Below are 15,703 nucleotides of genomic sequence, written 5' to 3' on the forward strand. Positions count from 1 at the left end.
GATCATGGCAGGGTCTGCGCTTCCACGGAGAGCACGGCGGGCAGGTGGGCGGCGACGGCCTCCCAGGAGTCGCCCTCGTCGGCCGAGGCGAACACCTGGCCCCCGGTCGTGCCGAAGTAGACGCCGCAGGGGTCGAGGGAGTCGACGGTCATCGCGCCGCGGAGCACGTTGACGTAGCAGCGGTCCTCCGGAAGGCCCTTGGTGAGCGGCTCCCACTCGTGGCCGCCCGTGCGGCTGCGATAGACCCGCAGCTCGCCGTCGAGGGGATAGTGCTCCGACTCGCTCTTGATCGGCACGACGTAGACGGTGTCGGGCTCGTGCGCGTGGACCACGATGGGGAAGCCGAAGGCGGCGGGCAGGTCTCCGCTGATGTCCTCCCAGGAGTCGCCGCCGTCATCGCTACGGTCGACGTCCCAGTGCTTCTGCATGAAGAGCACGTCGGGACGCGAGGGATGCGTCGCCACCCGGTGCACGCAGTGGCCGACCTCGGCACGGGGGTCCGGCAGGTCCCGCGAGTACAGGCCGCGGTTTCTCGGTTCGAAGGTGATCCCGCCGTCGTCGGATCGGAACAGGCCCGCGGCGGAGACGGCGGCGAAGATCCGCTCCGGGCGGGTGGGGTCCAGGACGACGGTGTGCAGGCACAGCCCGCCGCCGCCCGGCTCCCAGGTCTGTGCCGACTCGTGCTCCCGCAGCGCCGTCAGCTCCGTCCAGGTGTGGCCGCCGTCCGACGTGCGGAACAGGGCCGCGTCCTCGACCCCCGCGTACACCGTGTCCGGGTCGGTCGGGGACGGCTGGAACTGCCACACCCGTGCGAACTCCCAGCGATGCGGGGTGGCGTCGCCCCAGTGCCAGCGGTGGGTGCCGGGCGGGCTCTGGTAGCCGAAGTCGTTGCCCACCGGACGCCAGGTCTCGCCGCCGTCGTCGGAGCGCTGGACCACCTGGCCGAACCACCGCGTCGACTGGGAGGCGTACAACCGTCGCGGGTCGGCGGGCGAGCCCGTGATGTGGTAGATCTCCCAGCCCGGGAAGTGCGGGCCGGTGATGTCCCACTGCCGGCGCGCGGCGTCCGAGGTCATCACGAAGGCGCCCTTGCGGGTGCCCACCAGCAGGCGTATCCGGCTCATCGGGCTCCTCCCACGGGCGACAGGGCCTGGGCGTCCAAGGTCCGGGAGAACGTCCGGTCACCTGCTCGCGTGCGCAGGACCACCTGCGTGCTCCCGGCCTCGTCGTGCCGCACCTGAACGGTCCGCTCCCCCGTCCAGCCCGCGAACCGGAACTCGCCGGCGCCTCGGTGGACGAGCCCGTAGACAGGCTCGCCGTTCACGTACAGGCCGAGCCCGCCGGCGTGCCGGTCGACACTCGCCGGCACGCCGGGCTGATCCTCCAGGAACGCGCCTTCCGGCTCCTCCCACGAGCGGAACGACTCCGGCAGCGTGAAGCGGCACCGGAGCCTCTCCAGCGCGTCGCGGCCCAGCGGAGCCGCCTCCGGCTCGAAGATCGTGCTCCGGTGCACGGCCGCGCCGTGGAAGACGGGCGGGAAGAGGGCCAGCAGCGCGGGCGTGACCAGCGAGTCGATGACGAGGTGGACGCGCACGTCGGTGCCCGTGTTCTCGACCATGTGGCCGCGGGTGAAGTCGGCGTACCAGACGGTGCCCGGCGGCCAGCAGTGGACCTCGCCGGCGATCGTCAGCGTCGCCTCGGGCATCGTCACGATGGGGACGTGCAGCCGCACCGACCCCCAGGGCAGCCCGACCTTGGTGTCGCTGTGCAGCGGCGTACGCGCGCCGGGACCGAGCGCCATCAGCCGCACGGACGCCAGTCGCGCCGGGATCGCCTTCAGCACCTCGGCCAGATGGGGCAGCCGGGCCAGCCACGGGGTGTCGGCGAAGTCCGCCAGGTCCGGTCCCCCCGCGTCCCCCCGATCACCGTCGCCGCCGATGCTCCGCAGCGGCACGGTCCTCCAGTCGAGCTTCGTGGCGTAGTCGCCCAGCCCGTCGCCCGACACGATGCGGATCTCCTTCCAGGCCGTCGCCTTCACCTGGTCGAGGTCTTCGAGCAGGCGCGCGATGTCGAAGGAGAGGTCCAGCTGAGCGGTCGGCGGCAGTGTCGCCAGGATGGGCGCCTGTGGCCAGGGATCGACGGCTGACATGGGCTTACCTCCCGTACTGGCGCGTCAGCGTGGACGAGCTGTGACGAACATGTGGTTCAGGCCGCGCAGCGTGCCTGTGGGACGTTGCACCGGCGGCTCGGCGAGGGTGAGGCGGTAGCGCTCGGAGAGCTGGGTGAGCACCGGCATGTGCAGCGACTGGGCGAGGTGCGCGCCGATGCACGCGTGCACGCCCTTGCCGAAGCCCAGATGGGGGTTGGACTCCCGGGTGAAGTCGAGGTCGTCCGGCCGGCTGAAGACGGCCGGGTCCCGGTTCGCCGCGGCGGGCACGAGGAGGACCTCCGTGCCCCTGAGGATCTCCTTGCCGCCGAGCGTGACCGTCTCGGCGCAGCCGCGCGTGTCCACCTGCACGGCGCCGGAGTGGCGGATGAGCTCGTTGTAGACCTGGTTGCTCACCTTGAGCGGCTCGTCGAGGTTGAGCAGGTTCCGTTCGACGAGGGTGCGGGTGATGCAGCTCAACGTGCTGCTGGAGGAGAGGAACCCGGCGACGAACATCTGCCGGAGGGCGTTGAGCACGTAACCCGTCAGCGGGCCCGTCCTGCCGAAGTCGACGTGCGCGAGCAGGCCGGTCGGAGGGGGGTTGATCGCGTACGGCGCCAGGACGCTGGTGCAGTACCGGCGGGCCTCGACGCCCGGCTCCAGCAGATCCGGGTTGAGCCCGAAGTCCATGCTCAGCACCAGGCGGCGCTGGGCTTCGTGGAACTTGGCCTCGTCGCCGAAATGGGGGATGCCGAAGAACAGGCACATGCTCCTGAGCGCGAGCGGCTCGTTGAACTGCTTGACGTAGTCGAAGCGCTCGAGGTTCACCTCGGCGAGCAGCTCGTCCGCGACCCTGGAGCAGTCCTCGATCCACGCGGGCATGTCGATGTTCCGCATGGCCTCGATGAGCAGGTGCCGGACCTCGGTGTGCTCGGGGGCGTCCAGCGTCTGCAGCCCCAGGATGTCCTCCGGAGCCTCCTCGCCGATCTTCCGGTAGTCGTTGATGAACGTCTCCGGGTCCCCGAGGATGCGGATGCAGTCGGCGTGCCTGGTGACGATCCAGGCGTTGAGCTGCTCGTGCCAGTGGACGGGGTCCTCGCGCTGCAGGTGCCGGTACACCGAGTAGGGGTCGGCGAGCATGCTCGGCGAGATGGGTGAGAAGATCTCCACGTTTCGCTCCGGGAGTTTCAGACGACGAAGACGGGGCCGCAGCCGCCGTTCTTGACGCGGCGGCTCGGACGCCCGAACGGCGGGCTCTTGCGGACGATGGCCGCGGGCACGGCGGCGCCGACCGCGAAGTAGCCGTAGTCCACATATGTCGGCTCGCTGACCAGCGAACCGTCCTTGATGATGGAGGCCATGGTCGGGTGTGACCTCGCGATCCGCTGCACCATCCACGCCTCGCCGGCGGCCACGGCCTCGTCCAGCGCCGCCAGCCAGCGTGCGGAATCGGTCTCGCAGCCGATCGTCACGCCGCGGCCTCCGTACCCGGCGCCGGGCTTGAGCACCAGGGACTCGCGGTGGTCCGCGCACCACTTCAGCAGGTCCACGCGACGGCCGTCGACGTCGGCCGGGACGTCCTCGATGACCCGCGTCCACGGCACGAACGTCGCGAGCACGTCCCGCAGCCGGGCCGGCAGCGTGCCCGCGTCCAGCTCCTCGGAGACGGTGGCGAGAATGGTCTTGTTGAGCGCGATGGCGTCGTCGAGATCGTCCACGATCACCACGCGTCCCGCGCGGCCCGCCTCCAGGATCGGCGCGAGCAAGGGGTAGTTGCCGATGGGGTCGGGCTCCTCACCGGCGACCCGGTAGAGCAGGGAGCACCGTTCGCCCTTGTACGCCACCCCGCCGTCGCCGACGTCGAGGTCCTCGACGGCGGCCGCTTCGGCGCGCAGCCCGTGCCGCCGCAGCTCCTGGGAGAGACCGTGGCAGTCGTCGCACGGGCCCCCGAGATCCGCCTTGAACTCGATGACCAGGATGCGCGCCGCGGCCGGCGACTCCCCCGCTTCCACCAGCCGTTCCCGCAGGTAGGCGGCGAGCGTGGCGACCACGTCCGTGCGGTACGCATCCCGCTTGCGCAGGAAGTCGCCGATGATCAGCGACTGCTCGAAGAGCCGGCCCAGGATGTCGGCATCGGGCATGTAGCCGCAGGAGGAGCCGGCGTTGGGCTCCACCATGGTGAGGTCGTCGTCGTGGATGACCACGTCGGGGCGGGCGATGGTCATCCAGCGCGGCCTGCGCGCCGGGTCGACGTAGCCGAACGTCGGCTCCTCCAGCCGCAGCGCCTGCGCCAGCCGGTGCCAGGATCCGCGCAGGCGGCCGTCGAAGATCAGGTCGAGCGCCTCCTGGAAGGCCCGATGGCAGCGCGCGAAGCGCTCGGCCACCTCTTTCGGCAGCAGCGCGGGGGGCACCGGCATGCGTTCGCCGACACAGCAGCTCAGGCGGCTGTCGCGGAGCCCGGACAACGCGTCGCCGGCGTCGTCGAAGTATTCCGCCAGCTCGGTGGCGTGCTCCCGCGCGTACGCCTGCATCTCGGAATTCAGCGCGTTGATTCGCTGCTCTAACGTCTGCACCGGCTCTCCTCGACGGATCTCGTGCTTTTTACGCCGTCCCCTGTCCGGCCGTGACACGCGCCCGGCGGACAGGGGGCGGCCGTTCATTTGTCAGGTCATTTTCCGGCGTGTCTCACTTCAGTGGCGGTAACGCATGGTCCACCTCCTTGACGGACAGCTAGCTGAGCGGGTGCGATTCCATTCCCAGGAAAAGCCGAACGGCAATCCGTATCGCTTTTCGGCTGTGCCGGGAAATGGCTCAGCAGCGGACGCAGCAACGGCCGGCGCCCGCCTCCACGGCCTGCTGGTGGCGTTCTGCCCACAGCTCGTCCACCGCCGGGTCAGGGTGGGTCCAGTCGTAATGGAAGCCACGGTCGATCAGCTCGACGCCGTCCAGCCAGCCCGATCCGAGGAGGGGCGACCCTTTGTAGAGCAGCAGCCTGGTCTGGCGTGCGGTGGGGTCCACCGAGGCGGCGATCCCGGTCTCTTCGAGGAAGCTCTCCAGCGCCCGGATCTCCTCCAGGCCGACCCAGGGGGTGAAGGTGATGAACGAGGGGCGCAGCTCGAAGCCGGTCGCCTGCGCCACCCGGATGGCCTGCTTGATGCCGGGCACGTCGATGCCCTTGTCGAAGATCCGCAGCAGCTTGTCCGACGGGAATTCCAGGGCGGAGGTCACCACCCGCAGGCCGAGCTCGGTCATCCGGCCGAGCTCGGCCTCGAACTCGAGGATGTGGTCGAAGCGGGTGGTGATCTCGAACGTCACCGGCCCCAGCCGCTCGGCCACCGCCTCCATGGCGGTCAGCGCGTGGCGGCGGGTGTTGAAGAACTCGGCGTCGACGAAGACGAAGTGCCCGGCGCCCTGCGCGGCGAGCTGCGTGGCGTCGGCGAGGATGACGTCCGGGTCGATCGGGATGGCCGTGACCCCGTAGGAGGCGTAGACGGCGCAGTAGCTGCAGCGGTGATGGCAGCCTCGGGTCGCCTCGATGTTGCCCATCAGCCCGAACTTCGTGGTGTGCGCCGGGTAGTCGGTGAGCGGCGGGAACAGGTCACGGGCGGGCACCTGCCACTGCCGTGCCGCATGCCGCTTGGGCCTGACCCGCGAGCCCCCGGTGATGACGCCGCCGAGCTCGCCGGGCGTGACCTCGCCACGAGCGCAGGCGACCAGGTCCGCGGCCATGCCCTCGGGCTCGTCCACGATCACGCCGTCGGTGACGGCCGACAGAGCGGCCGCGTTGAGCCAGGCGTACTGGCCGAAGGCGAGCACGCGCCGCGCTCCCGCGGCCTTGAACCGGGCGGCCAGGTGCGCGCCCGCTTCGATTCCCTCGAAGGAGGGGATCGAGATCAGCACCAGATCGAAGCCGCCGCCGGGAAAGTCGAGGGGAAAGCCGCCGGCGTCCCACCCGGTCACTTCGGCGCCGGCGCCCCGCAGGGAGCCGGCGGCACTCGCGGCCAGAACCGGCTGCAACTCGGCTTCGAAAGCCGAAACAACTGCGATGGACGGACCGCTCATCGAAAGCCTGCCTCCCTTGCACGGGCTCGCGCCTTTCGTGAACCGACGCGCCATTCTGACACGGCAGGCCCGGGCACCGGCGTGTTCGCGTTTACCGGAAATTGCCGCCGGGAAATTCTCAGGATTTGTTGGGCGCGGCCATACCGGCGGAAATGTCATCCGCAACCACGCCCGGCGTCGGCAGCAGCGCCCTCTTCGGCAGCAACGGACCCGCCATCGCCGTGGTGATCAGTGCCATCAACACCATGAGTGTGAACATGGCGCCGTCCAGGACACCGAGGCTGACCCCCACATTGAGAATGATCAGTTCGGTCAGGCCCCGCGTGTTCACGAGGATGGCCAAGGTCCCCGACTCGCGCCGGCTCATCCCGGAGATCAGGGCGGGCCCGGCCGCGCCCAGCATCTTCCCGGCGCAGGCCACCAGCACGATGGCCGCCAGCTGCAGGTATTCACCGCCGGTCAGGGCACTGATGTCGACGCTCAGCCCGGTGACGATGAAGAACACCGGCATGAGGATGAGGCTGACGTTGGCGAGCGGCACCCTCAGCCCTTGCCGCAGCACCTCGGCGGGCTCGCGCGGCATGGCGACCCCGAAGGCGAATGCCCCGAAGATGGGATGGATCCCGATCAGCGTGGTGGCGTACGACGAGATGAGCACGCCGGCGCACAGCACCACCACCAGGAACGGCGAGACGCGCTCCTGAGCCCACCGGCCGATCACCGCCTTCAGCAACGGACGTACCAGCAGGGCCATCACCAGGACGTACGCGGCGGCGAGGCCCGCCGTCCGCAGGAAGCCGGCGAGATCCCCCGACGTGGCGAGTGCCGCCACGAGTGCCAGCAGACACCAGGCCAGGACGTCGTCGATCGCGGCGCTCGCCAGCGCCAGGGCTCCGGCCCGGGTGAACATGAGCCAGTTGTCGGCCAGGATCCTGGCCAGCACGGGGAACGCCGTGATCGACATCGCGGTCCCGAGGAAGAGGGCGAACGCGGCCAGCGACACGCGTTCGCCGTTGACCACCGCGTGGTGCTCGTACAGCACGAGACCCAGGGCCACGCCCAGGCCGAAGGACAGGGCGATCGAGGACAGGGAGACCGCGGCGGCCGTCTTCTTCTGACTGCTGATCAGCTTGTGCTCGAACTCCCAGCCCACCCCGAACATGAAGAACAGCAGCCCTACCTGGGCGATCATCTTCAGGTGCGGGCGCGCCTCGTCCGGGAAGATCACCCGCGTGGGGTCGCCCGGCAGCAGGCCGAGCAGGCTCGGACCGAGCGCGATGCCCGCGAGGATCTCGCCGATGACGGTGGGCTGGCGGAACCTGGTGACCAGCCGTCCCAGGACGGCTCCGACGACGAGGATCAGCGCGACGTCGGCGATGACCACGGCGCCGACGAGTTCACTGCGGTCGTGCATGCGTGCCTACCCCTCAGCGGACGCCTGTTACCTGGTCTCCGTGGGACGAGGGGTACGTACGAGGCTCGGGTCGTCCGTCTCTGTCCGGACCCTCGTCGCGGGCCGCGCATTGCCGGTGCCCGAGCAGGAGCACGGGGCGCCGGCCACCTGCTTGAGCGGCACCGCCAGGGCCCGCCCGACGAGGACGACCCCGAGCACCGCGGCGACACCGCCGCTCAGTGCTATCACCGTGGCGACCGGTACGGCCAGTGCCACCGCCCCGGACACGGCCGGCCCGATCCCCTGCACGGTCATCAGCCCGGTGCTGCGCAGCCCGAAGGCGAGGCCGCGCTTGTCCTCCGGGACGGAGTCCACGAACCGCAGCTCAAGCCCGAGATCGTAGGCCAGGCCGATGCCGCTGAGCACGAGGAACGCGCCGATGACCGCCACCGGCAGGTCGAAGAGCAGCGCGACCAGCGGCAGCCCCGCGACGAGGGGCAACCACAAGGTGAGCCGATCGCGCAACGTGACGTCGGTGACCTTCCCGAACGCCAGGTTGCTCACCATCATGCCGACCGCCAGGCACGCGAGCAGCACGCCGGCGACGGAGGCCGGATGGCCGTTCTCGGCGGTGTACGGCACGATCAGCGCCTCCGCGCCCGTCACCAGCCCCGGCGGGATCCATTTGGCGAGCAGCAGCGTGAGCACGGACGAGGTCCCGAGCAGCTGGAAGTTCTGCCGCCAGCTGTCCGCGAACGTGGACAGCCTGCGGCCGGACGGCGGGGCGCCGGCCGGTGCGGGTGCGGCAGGCAGGTCGGGCAGCCCGATCCGGATCATCAGCACGCTGCTGAGGTGGAAGGCGGCGCTGAGCACGATGGTCGTCTCCGCGCCGAACGCGGCGACGCTGAAACCCGCCAGCGCGTTGCCGACGAGCTGGGCGGCCAGTGGCGCGCTGCACCACAACGCCCGTCCTTTGACGTAGTCGTCGCCGGCGAGCACCTCGGCCACCAAGCGGCTCGACGCGCCCTGGTAGAGCGGGGTCACCAGGGCGACCATCGCGACGAGGATCAGGCTCACGGCCACCGGTGGCCGCCCCAGCCCGATGACGAGCCCGACGCTCGCGTCGATGGCGAACAACGTCGTGAGCAGGGGCCTGGGACGCAGCCGGTCGGCGAGCGTGCCGAGCAGGCTGGAGCCGAGCATCTGCGGCACGAACGTGATGCTGTACGCGACGGCCGACCAGAGAGGCGATCCGGTGATGGCGAAGACCGAGACCGCCAGAGCGAGCGCCCGGACCGAGTCGCCGGTGACGGCGAGCGAACGGGTCAGGAAGAGCATGCGGAATGCGGGTTGCGCGAGCACGCGCCGATACGTCGAACGCTGCAGCCGATTACTGACCTCTGCCATGCCGTCAGTATCTGGCGGCCCACATGCATCGCAAGAGTTTCGCCCACCACCGTAAGTCCCCTGGCCGGCCGGCAGGACGCGGGGGGTTCACCGCCTCCTGCCAGGGCGTTTCACGGGCTCGGGCTCGGAAGGGCCTGGGCGGGGCTCGCGGCCACCGGCTGGGACCGGCAGCATGCGGAGTCCTGCGCGTGTTCGAGCTGGCAGGCGAAATCCTGCCACTTACTGGCCACCTGACGCGCGATCGTCGCAACGGAGTGACGGCAGTGCTCCGGCATGCTGTCGAGGAAGGTCTCCCAGTCCTTATTGTCAATGGCGTGCAGATGCAGCCAGCGCAGGAAGAGCCGGCCGGTGTCGGTGTACTTCAGCGACGGGTCCTTCGTCAGGCGCGCGAGCATCGCGTCCAGGCAGGCGGTCTCCTTCGACAGCGCGATCTGCGACGCCGACTTCGCCGGTAAGGCCAAGGGGAGCGTCCGCCCATTCGTCTCGCGCCTGCCCGGCACGGGATCGTCGCCGCGGAGCATCCGCTGCCGGACGTCGTGAGCCGTCGCCAGGGACACACCCGACGCCTCCGCGACCCTGCGCAGCGGCTTCGTCGGCTCGGCCGCGAGAATCTCCGCGGCCCGCCGACGCCCGTCGGCCGCGCTCATGGGCCGCGTCCGGCCGTCCAGCCCCAGCCGCTCGTTCGACTGCGGGATTTCCGAACTCGAACGGATCGCCCGGACGGTCTTGTCCGACAGACCCGTCCGCGTGGCGATGGCACGATCCGACCAGTGCGGATGAGACTTGATGATGCGGTCCGCAGCCGCCCGGCGATCGGCATGCGTCAGCGGCATGCCGTGAGTGACGTTGCGTTCGACGGAGACGACGAACGCGTCCTCCTCGGTGCCATCGTAGAAGTAGGCGGTGATGCTGCCCTTGCCGTTCAACTGCGCGGCGCGAACACGATGTGCGCCGTCGATCACGCGCATCGTGCCGCGTTGCACGAGAATGGGCGGCAGCGACAGGTCGATCTCCGCCAGTCGCTGCACATGCTCGCGATCCTGGCCGTTCAGCCGCGGAGAGGCGTCGAGCACGAGCTGATCAAGCGGCACCCGGATCGCCGGTTGCTGTTCCCACGGCGCATGTCCCATCGACGCGACTTCTGGCACCTGCTGCTGTGCAGTCCGACCGGACTGGTGGTTCGGGTCCTGCATGCATGCCCCCGCATGGACTCTCACACCGAACGATGACCCCCACCTAGGCCAGCTAGTTTGTCATCCGTGGAATCACTTGAGTAGCACGGGAAGACAGTGTTCGGGTCGCTGTTCGATAGTGCTTTGACACTGAAACGCCTCGTCATCGCGCCGCGCGAACCGCGGGTCGCACTGGATATCGAGTTCATAACGGCCGGCCGTCCCACGCGTGCCACCTGGGCCATCCCGCCTCGACCGAAGACTCCTTGACAGGTGCTCGGTGATGACTGATAATACGTCGGCCGCACGTTAATGATCTTGCTTGGGGATCGGGATCATCGCCGTCGGTGACATGAGCACGCCCGAAGCCCCGACCGCCGGACCTCGCAGACCAGCTCGGCCGCGGGAGCAGCCCGCGCACGGTTACGGTCATGGCATGAAGATCATCGCTGTGGAGGATTACTGGCCGGAGTACGGGACGATCGTCGTCCGGGACACCTGGGGCGAGGAGCCGGTGGTGGAAACGGACCTGCCCCTGCTCGGCGAGCACGACCTGGACGCGCAGCCCGGCGGCACGATCGCCAAGGCCGGCGCCGGATGGTTACAGGCGTCCTCCCGGGACGGGCGCCACCGCGTACACCTGGAAGCCCATCACACCGCCCCGCCCCTCGACGACGGGTGGGACGACGTGGTCGAGACGCCGTACCACTGCGGCACCGGCGCCGTCTACCTGACCAGCGTCATGAGCAGCGACCTGTACGCCGGCACCCCGCTGCGACTCGGCGCACCCGGCCTGTACCGGGTCTGCGTCTCCTGCCGCCGCACACCACCGGAGATCCCCGGCTTCCAGGCGTCCGAGGGCGACCTGTGGCGGCTGCGGTTCTGGCCGGCCGCCCTGGAGCCGCCCCGCTGGCTGGCCCGCAGCCGCCCCGCCGTGCGGCCGGCGAGCACCGGCTGGCGAACGTGCCTCGGGTTGCCGGGCCAGGAGGTGCTGTACGCCGTCCAGCTCGCCGCGGCCACCGGCCACGCCACCGAGGACCGGATCGCCGCCGCCTACCAACCGTGGTCCAGCAGCTCCGGCGACTGGAACTCCCCCATCGACGACGACCTGTCGGGCTTCGCCGCCCAGCTCGGCGTGCCCGCCCCGGCCACCCGCCCGCACCTGCTCCCCCTCCTGACGGCCGCCGGCCTGCTGACCACCGAGACGGTGAACGGCGCGACCCGCTACCACCTGGCCCCCGACCCGCCACGGGCCGAGCAGGTGCTGAGCCTGCCCGCCGACCAGGTCGCCATGATCCGGCGGCGGGACGACCGCGAGCGCCACACCTGCTTCGCCGCCGACCTCGCCGCCCTGGCGGTATGGAGCCCGGGCGGCACCGTCACCGCGACACCGGAACAGCTCACCGACCGGCTGCTGGCCACGGCGGAGGACATCCGCGACACCATCCGCTACGGCGTCGAACGCGGCCTGCTCAGCATCCCCGAGAACGCCACCTTCACCGCCGAGCCCCGCCCACTGCGGCAACCCGAGGCCGGCCGCCCAGGGCACACGGCCCAGTAGGGCTGTCGCGACCGCGCCCACCGCCATCTTCGGCGGCGAGCCGCGACCAGGGTGGCGATCATGCTCCACCTGCTCGGCCTGCCGCTGTCCACCGCGCTCGGCGGGGCGCACAACGCCTGCACCGGCGCCTTCACCGTCACGCCGGCCGGCGGCCTGGCCCTCGCCCTGGCGGCGATGGCGCTGCTGCCGCTGCTCGCCCGCAAGAAATGAACTCGCCGGGTACGTCGCCGCCGAGGCCTGCGACCTCACGCCGCAGGGACAGCGCCTCCAGGGCGGCGGGCAGGTTCGGCTCGACGACGACGTCCTTCATGGCCGCCGGGGACAGGAATCCGTCGGCTGCGATGCCGTCGAGCGCCTTGAGCAAGGGGGTCCAGAAGCCGCCGGCGTTCAGGAAGCCCACCGGTTTGCGGTGGAAGCCGAGCCGGCGCCACGTCCACACCTCGAAGATCTCTTCGAGGGTGCCGAGCCCTCCGGGCAGGGCCAGGAAGGCGTCGGACCTGGCTGCCATGATCGCCTTGCGCTCGTGCATCGTCTCGCAGACGTGCAGCTCGGTGATGCCGTCGTGGGCCCATTCGCGCTCGACCATGCTGCGGGGGATCACGCCGATCACCTCGCCGCCGGCCTTGAGCGCCCCGTCGGCGAGCGCGCCCATGAGGCCGGCGCGCCCGCCGCCGTACACCACGCCGATCCCCCTGGCGGCGAGCTCGCGACCGACGCCGGCGGCCAGGTCCGAGAAGGCGGGGTCGGCGCCGGGCGCCGAACCGGTGAAGATGGCGATGCGCTTCATGCGTCCCCCTTGCAGGTGCCGATCAACGGCGGGAATCGTAGCGTTCTCATATCAGGGATAGAATCCCAGATATGAGAACAGCGGCAGACTTGGAGAGCCGGCTCGCCGGGCGGCTCGCCGACCTGCGGGTCGAACGCGGCTGGTCGCTGGACGAGCTGGCGGCCCAGGCGGGCGTGAGCCGTTCGACACTGTCGCGGCTGGAACGCGCGGAGATCAGCCCGACGGCCGCGCAGCTGGGCAAGTTGTGCGCCGTCTACGGGCGGACGATGTCACAGCTTCTCGCCGAGGTGGAGTCGGAGCCGCCGCAACTGGTGCGCGCCGACCGGCAGCAGGTGTGGCGGGACGAGGAGTCGGGCTTCACCCGGCGCTCGGTGTCCCCGCCGCACCCCGGGCTGAAGGCCGAGATCGTGGAGGGCCTCCTGCGGGCGGGGGCCGACATCCCGTACGACAGGCCGCCCGTACCGGGCCAGGAGCAGCACATCTGGGTGCTGGACGGCACGCTCGAGCTCACCGTGGACGGGCAGCGGCACGACCTCCAGGAGGGGGACTGCCTACGATTTCGCCTGTGGGGGCCGACGCGCTTCCGCAACCCCGGCCCCAGGGCCGTCCGGTACGCCGTGCTGGTCGTCCTGCCGTGAAACACCGTCAAGGAGTGCGATGAACATCGTCGTGGACGACCTGTCCGGCCCCGAGATCGCGGCTTTCCTCAACGGGCACGTCGAGGAGATGAGGTCGATCACGCCGCCGGAGAGCGTGCACGCCCTCGACCTCGACGGGCTCCGCATCCCCGAGGTCACCTTCTGGTCGGCCATGGACGGCGGCTCGGTCGTGGCGTGCGGCGCGATCAAGAGGCTGGACGCGGCCCACGCCGAACTGAAGTCGATGCGCACCGCGTCCCACCGCAAACGCAGCGGGCTCGCGTCCCTGATGCTCAAGCACATTCTCACCGAGGCCAGGCGCATGGGCTTCACCCGGCTCAGCCTGGAGACCGGTTCGACCGACTTCTTCCTGCCGGCGAGAAGGCTCTACGAGAAATTCGGCTTCGACTACTGCGAACCCTTCGCCGACTACCGGCCCGACCCGCACAGCGTGTTCATGACCAGACTCCTCTGACCGAGCCGAACGTCATCCCCCTTGTCACCCCCGAAGGGGCGCCGGAGGTGTGAGTTCGCGACATCGAGATCTTCCTGACGCCGGCCGAGGCCGGGCACAACCCGCAAGACCTGCGCCCCTGCTCGACGCCTCCAAGGCCCGCCATCCCGCCTGCGACCTGCACCTCGCCACCTTCACGACGCCCCGCTCGCCCGCCGCGCACTCAGCTGGCGCACCGCAGACCGGCCGGCCCGCCACAGGCGCGGCCCAGGCCGGCGACTCACCGGGGGTGAGGTCCTCAGCGAGTGGTGTGGGTCGCGGTGAAGGTCAGGAGGGACGTGGCGGTCCGCTGCGGGTCCTCCAGCATCGGCGAGTGCCCGATGCCGGGCAGCACCTCGACGCGCGCGCCCGGTACGGCGCGGTAAGCGGCGGCCGAGGGGGCGGCCCGCCACCGCCGGTCCGCGGCGCCGAAGATGACCAGCAGCGGCTTGCCGAGTGCGGTGAGCCGGTCGGGCAGCGGGCGCCGCTCCAGGTAGTCGTCGGCGGCCTGTGAGGTCGCGGTGAGCGCGGAGTAGGTCATGCCGCGCACGTCGTCCACGAGCTGCGGCGGGATCTCGAAGCCGGGGCGGCTGAACGCGGTCTCCAGCCCCTGGAGAATGATCCCGTCGGTGCGCAGGCGCCACAGCGACTGCCCGACGACGGGGACGAACAGCAGGCGGCCGACGAACCCGTCCGAGATGAACGCGTCCAGGCTCAGTCCAGAGTCGATGAGCGCGAGCGCGCTCACCAGGTCGCGCCGCTGCTCGGCGAGAGCGGTGGCGACCGAGCCGCCGGTGGAGTGGCCGGCCACCACGGCGTGCCGCACGCCGAGCCGGTCCAGCGCCTGGCCGACCCGGCGCCCCTGCTCCTCGATGCCGTAGCCGCCGGCGGCCGGCTTGGCGGAGCGGCCGTGGCCGAGCAGGTCGATCCGGATGACGCGATGGTGTTCGGCCAGCGTCGGGACCAGCGGGTCCCACCAGCGGGCCGACCCGGCCAGCCCGTGGATCAGGACGAGGGCGGGAGCGTCGCGGGGGCCGTCCTGCCGCACGTGGACGCTTCCCCCGTCGAGGGGTAGCACCAGGTCCCCAGTGGCCCCGGCCTCCTGACGCGACACCAGCGCCGCGTTCGCCGGCAGCCCGGCGACGACGAGGAGCAGGGCCGACGCGGTCACGAGAACCTTCCACCCACGTTTCGGACGCCCGCCGTCAGGCGGTCGCGGGGAGACAGTCATGGGCGCAGTGTGGCCGCCCGCGCGTGCCGGAATCTTGAACGAATGTTCCCGGCGGCACGCTAGGTCGCGCGGCGTCAGACCTGGCCGATGCCGCCGTCGACGGGGAGGTCGATCCCGCTGACGAAGCTCGAGTCCGCGGAGGCGAGGAACAGGGCCGCCGAGGCGATCTCGTCCTCCGTGCCGAGGCGGCCGGCGGGTACCCGCGCGGCGATCCGCTCCTTGAAGCCCGGCGGCAGGTCCGCGAAGGCGGGGGTGTCGATCGCGGCGGGGCTGAGGACGTTGACCCGGATCCCGCGCTCCTTCAGATCGGTGGTCCAGGTCCGGGCGAACGAGCGCAGCGCCGCCTTGCTCGCGGCGTAGACCGTGGTGCCGGGATCACCCTTGTCCGCGGCACCCGAACCGATGAGCACGATCGAGGCGCCGTCGGACAACAGCGGCAGCAGTTTCTGCACGGTGAAGAACGTCCCGCGCACGTTCACCCCGAACACGGCGTCGAACGACTCCTCGGTCACGTCGCCGATGTGCTCGTTCCACGTCCAGACGCCGGCGCTGGCGACGAGAACGTCCACCCGGCCGAACTCGGAGGCCACGACGTCGGCCAGGCGGAGCACGTCGGCGATCTCGCCCACGTCGCCGGCGACACCGGTCACGTCGTGGCCGATGGCGGCCACCGCCGCGTCCAGGCGGTCCTGGCGGCGGCCGGTGATGACCACGTGCGCACCCTCCCGCACGAACGTCTTCGCCGTCGCCAGTGCCAGCCCGGAGGTCGCGCCGGTGATCACCGCGACCTTCCCGTCGAGCTTCGCCATGCCA

15 protein-coding genes are annotated in these 15,703 nt (G+C 70.7%); 4 read left to right on the top strand and 11 right to left on the bottom strand.

Features of this window, described 5'->3' with window-relative positions; all coding sequences use genetic code 11:
• Nucleotides 1–2 precede the first annotated feature (2 nt).
• From KIS93_RS59125 to KIS93_RS59160, 8 genes are all read right to left on the bottom strand, one after another.
• Nucleotides 3–1,124, bottom strand: a complete 1,122-nt coding sequence (locus KIS93_RS59125) for a WD40/YVTN/BNR-like repeat-containing protein (protein WP_080039779.1) — start codon at nucleotides 1,122–1,124, stop codon at nucleotides 3–5.
• Nucleotides 1,121–2,149 (bottom strand): aspartyl/asparaginyl beta-hydroxylase domain-containing protein, encoded by a 1,029-nt coding sequence (locus tag KIS93_RS59130; protein ID WP_080039780.1) that lies wholly within the window; start codon nucleotides 2,147–2,149, stop codon nucleotides 1,121–1,123. Before KIS93_RS59130 ends, KIS93_RS59125 begins: the two co-directional genes overlap by 4 nt.
• Nucleotides 2,150–2,173: 24 nt before the next feature.
• On the bottom strand, nucleotides 2,174–3,316 hold the full coding sequence (locus KIS93_RS59135) for a cytochrome P450 (protein WP_080039781.1): 1,143 nt from the start codon (nucleotides 3,314–3,316) through the stop codon (nucleotides 2,174–2,176).
• A 17-nt stretch (nucleotides 3,317–3,333) separates the two neighbouring features.
• Nucleotides 3,334–4,719: a hypothetical protein gene (locus tag KIS93_RS59140; protein WP_080039782.1), complete on the bottom strand. Its 1,386-nt coding sequence runs from the start codon at nucleotides 4,717–4,719 to the stop codon at nucleotides 3,334–3,336.
• A gap of 238 nt (nucleotides 4,720–4,957) precedes the next feature.
• Complete coding sequence (locus tag KIS93_RS59145; protein ID WP_186405098.1) at nucleotides 4,958–6,208, bottom strand: radical SAM protein; 1,251 nt, start codon at nucleotides 6,206–6,208, stop codon at nucleotides 4,958–4,960.
• A 118-nt stretch (nucleotides 6,209–6,326) separates the two neighbouring features.
• Complete coding sequence (locus tag KIS93_RS59150) at nucleotides 6,327–7,622, bottom strand: cation:proton antiporter domain-containing protein (protein WP_080039784.1); 1,296 nt, start codon at nucleotides 7,620–7,622, stop codon at nucleotides 6,327–6,329.
• Nucleotides 7,623–7,649: 27 nt separating this feature from the next.
• The gene (locus KIS93_RS59155; protein WP_080039785.1) at nucleotides 7,650–9,008 is read right to left on the bottom strand and encodes an MFS transporter; all 1,359 of its coding nucleotides are present in this window, start codon (nucleotides 9,006–9,008) and stop codon (nucleotides 7,650–7,652) included.
• A gap of 110 nt (nucleotides 9,009–9,118) precedes the next feature.
• Nucleotides 9,119–10,201 carry a ParB/RepB/Spo0J family partition protein gene (locus KIS93_RS59160; protein ID WP_155127751.1) on the bottom strand — a complete coding sequence of 361 codons (1,083 nt, stop codon included), beginning with the start codon at nucleotides 10,199–10,201 and terminating at the stop codon, nucleotides 9,119–9,121.
• A 415-nt stretch (nucleotides 10,202–10,616) separates the two neighbouring features.
• On the opposite strand from KIS93_RS59160, the gene KIS93_RS59165 reads away from it, so the two are divergent.
• Together KIS93_RS59165 and KIS93_RS59170 are read left to right on the top strand one after the other, a co-directional pair.
• On the top strand, nucleotides 10,617–11,741 hold the full coding sequence (locus KIS93_RS59165) for a DUF6042 family protein (protein WP_080039786.1): 1,125 nt from the start codon (nucleotides 10,617–10,619) through the stop codon (nucleotides 11,739–11,741).
• Between the two features lie 60 nt (nucleotides 11,742–11,801).
• Nucleotides 11,802–11,951, top strand: coding sequence for a hypothetical protein (locus KIS93_RS59170; protein WP_155127754.1), 150 nt, complete (start codon nucleotides 11,802–11,804; stop codon nucleotides 11,949–11,951).
• Here KIS93_RS59170 and KIS93_RS59175 read toward each other — a convergent pair.
• A complete protein-coding gene (locus tag KIS93_RS59175) occupies nucleotides 11,878–12,528 on the bottom strand; it encodes an LOG family protein (protein ID WP_080039787.1) in 651 nt (216 codons plus the stop codon). The genes KIS93_RS59170 and KIS93_RS59175 overlap by 74 nt on opposite strands.
• Nucleotides 12,529–12,599: 71 nt before the next feature.
• Here KIS93_RS59175 and KIS93_RS59180 point away from each other — a divergent pair, with 71 nt between their 5' ends.
• Both KIS93_RS59180 and KIS93_RS59185 read left to right on the top strand, forming a co-directional pair.
• Nucleotides 12,600–13,166 carry a helix-turn-helix domain-containing protein gene (locus tag KIS93_RS59180; protein ID WP_080039788.1) on the top strand — a complete coding sequence of 189 codons (567 nt, stop codon included), beginning with the start codon at nucleotides 12,600–12,602 and terminating at the stop codon, nucleotides 13,164–13,166.
• 19 nt (nucleotides 13,167–13,185) lie between these two features.
• The gene (locus tag KIS93_RS59185) at nucleotides 13,186–13,641 is read left to right on the top strand and encodes a GNAT family N-acetyltransferase (protein WP_080039789.1); all 456 of its coding nucleotides are present in this window, start codon (nucleotides 13,186–13,188) and stop codon (nucleotides 13,639–13,641) included.
• A gap of 277 nt (nucleotides 13,642–13,918) precedes the next feature.
• Here the strand turns inward: KIS93_RS59185 and KIS93_RS59190 are convergent, their stop codons facing one another.
• Together KIS93_RS59190 and KIS93_RS59195 are read right to left on the bottom strand one after the other, a co-directional pair.
• Complete coding sequence (locus tag KIS93_RS59190) at nucleotides 13,919–14,830, bottom strand: alpha/beta fold hydrolase (protein WP_230466271.1); 912 nt, start codon at nucleotides 14,828–14,830, stop codon at nucleotides 13,919–13,921.
• 134 nt (nucleotides 14,831–14,964) lie between these two features.
• Nucleotides 14,965–15,699: an SDR family oxidoreductase gene (locus KIS93_RS59195; RefSeq protein ID WP_080039791.1), complete on the bottom strand. Its 735-nt coding sequence runs from the start codon at nucleotides 15,697–15,699 to the stop codon at nucleotides 14,965–14,967.
• Nucleotides 15,700–15,703 lie beyond the last annotated feature (4 nt).

This window comes from [Actinomadura] parvosata subsp. kistnae, assembly GCF_900323885.1.
GTDB lineage: Bacteria > Actinomycetota > Actinomycetes > Streptosporangiales > Streptosporangiaceae > Nonomuraea > Nonomuraea composti.

Excerpts from the sequence above, each read along its gene's own strand:
- KIS93_RS59125 (WP_080039779.1), bottom strand. The coding sequence starts at position 1,124 with ATGAGCCGGATACGCCTGCTGGTGGGCACCCGCAAGGGCGCCTTCGTG.
- KIS93_RS59130 (WP_080039780.1), bottom strand. The coding sequence starts at position 2,149 with ATGTCAGCCGTCGATCCCTGGCCACAGGCGCCCATCCTGGCGACACTG.
- KIS93_RS59145 (WP_186405098.1), bottom strand. The coding sequence starts at position 6,208 with ATGAGCGGTCCGTCCATCGCAGTTGTTTCGGCTTTCGAAGCCGAGTTG.
- KIS93_RS59150 (WP_080039784.1), bottom strand. The coding sequence starts at position 7,622 with ATGCACGACCGCAGTGAACTCGTCGGCGCCGTGGTCATCGCCGACGTC.
- KIS93_RS59155 (WP_080039785.1), bottom strand. The coding sequence starts at position 9,008 with ATGGCAGAGGTCAGTAATCGGCTGCAGCGTTCGACGTATCGGCGCGTG.
- KIS93_RS59160 (WP_155127751.1), bottom strand. The coding sequence starts at position 10,201 with ATGCAGGACCCGAACCACCAGTCCGGTCGGACTGCACAGCAGCAGGTG.
- KIS93_RS59165 (WP_080039786.1), top strand. The coding sequence starts at position 10,617 with ATGAAGATCATCGCTGTGGAGGATTACTGGCCGGAGTACGGGACGATC.
- KIS93_RS59170 (WP_155127754.1), top strand. The coding sequence starts at position 11,802 with ATGCTCCACCTGCTCGGCCTGCCGCTGTCCACCGCGCTCGGCGGGGCG.
- KIS93_RS59175 (WP_080039787.1), bottom strand. The coding sequence starts at position 12,528 with ATGAAGCGCATCGCCATCTTCACCGGTTCGGCGCCCGGCGCCGACCCC.
- KIS93_RS59180 (WP_080039788.1), top strand. The coding sequence starts at position 12,600 with ATGAGAACAGCGGCAGACTTGGAGAGCCGGCTCGCCGGGCGGCTCGCC.
- KIS93_RS59185 (WP_080039789.1), top strand. The coding sequence starts at position 13,186 with ATGAACATCGTCGTGGACGACCTGTCCGGCCCCGAGATCGCGGCTTTC.
- KIS93_RS59195 (WP_080039791.1), bottom strand. The coding sequence starts at position 15,699 with ATGGCGAAGCTCGACGGGAAGGTCGCGGTGATCACCGGCGCGACCTCC.